Origin of the sequence: Variovorax glucosi (genome assembly GCF_051216695.1) — a bacterium.
Classification (GTDB): Bacteria; Pseudomonadota; Gammaproteobacteria; order Burkholderiales; family Burkholderiaceae_C; genus Variovorax.
The window spans coordinates 1-1,178 of record NZ_JBPJZE010000243.1 but is presented as its reverse complement, the minus strand read 5'-3'; the positions used below and the strand labels follow the sequence as shown (position 1 = coordinate 1,178).

Here is a 1,178-nt window from a genome sequence, read left to right as displayed (position 1 = left end):
GTTGGATGCGTTAGCGAAGAGGTACACGTCGGGAAATCGAACTCGATAAGACATGGCGCAATATAAGACGCTTCTGCCCAAATTCTGCAGCATGGCTAAGGCCCGCTATTGGCCGACTGTAGTCGGTCACTGCCTCCGGAGCCTTGGGGCCCAAGCCGTCGTGCAGTCATTGAAGGCTCTCACTTGAACTTGCCGCAACAGCATGCGGCTTTACACGCACGCTTCGCCGCAACTCAGATGGCCTGCCGCTTTTTCTATGCGGACCTCGGCGCTTCGTTTCGCGCCAGCCAAAGCCCACTCGCAACGATCAACGCCCCACCACCCAGCGTCCACGCATCAGGCGCGGCCTGCCAGAACAACCAGTCCAGCACAAGCGCCCAGGCGAGGGCGCTGTACTCGAAGGGGGCGATGGCGGCGGCCTGGCCGTGGCGGAAGGCCTCGGCGATGGCCAGCTGGCCCAGAAAGCCGCTGATGGCCAAACCCGCGAGCACCCACGCGTGCTGGGCCTGTATGGGCACCCATTGCGGCGCCGATAACAGGCTACCGCCCACTGCCATGCCGGCCGTGGTCCAGAAGACCAGCGCGGCGCTCGATTCGGTGCGGCTGATGAGCCGGCCCAGCATGTTCGACAGCGCATAGCAGACTGCGGCCACCAGAATCGCCACAGCGCCCACCGAGAGGAAAGCCCCCTGCTCGGGCCGCAGTGCGATGACGACACCGATGAAGCCCAGCCCGATGGCGATCCAGTGCCGCGGCTGGACCGATTCGCCCAGCATCGGCACGGCGATGAGCACCATCAGCAGCGGAGCGATGAAAGTGAGTGTGTAGGCCTCTGCCAGGCCCAGGGTCTTCAGGCCATGGACGAAGAGCACGAGCATCGTCATGTTCAGCGCGGTGCGCAGCAGGTGCAGGCGCCAACGCAGCCGGCGGCTGAAAACGCCGGCTGCCTCGCGCCGCCAGACGATGTACAGGCACACCAGGGGCAGGGCGGTGAGACCGCGCAGTGCCATCACCTGCACCGGCGGGTAGTGCCCGGCCAGGTTCTTGAGCAGCGCGTCCATGCAGGCGAAGAAGGCGCAAGCCAACAGCATCGCGGCGATGCCGCGCAGGGTTCCGGTCGATTGCATGGTCGGGTTGTCTCGCGGCAGTGGCCAGGGGAAGGGACTTGTTCTTGACCG

1 protein-coding gene is annotated in these 1,178 nt (G+C 65.0%); it reads right to left on the bottom strand.

Annotation, left to right across the window (positions count from 1 at the left end):
• Positions 1-254 precede the first annotated feature (254 nt).
• Positions 255-1,127, bottom strand: coding sequence for a DMT family transporter (locus tag ACSFA3_RS24645; protein WP_435467944.1), 873 nt, complete (start codon positions 1,125-1,127; stop codon positions 255-257).
• Positions 1,128-1,178 lie beyond the last annotated feature (51 nt).

Coding starts and splice junctions, on each gene's coding strand:
- ACSFA3_RS24645 (WP_435467944.1), bottom strand. CDS start 1,127: ATGCAATCGACCGGAACCCTGCGCGGCATCGCCGCGATGCTGTTGGCT.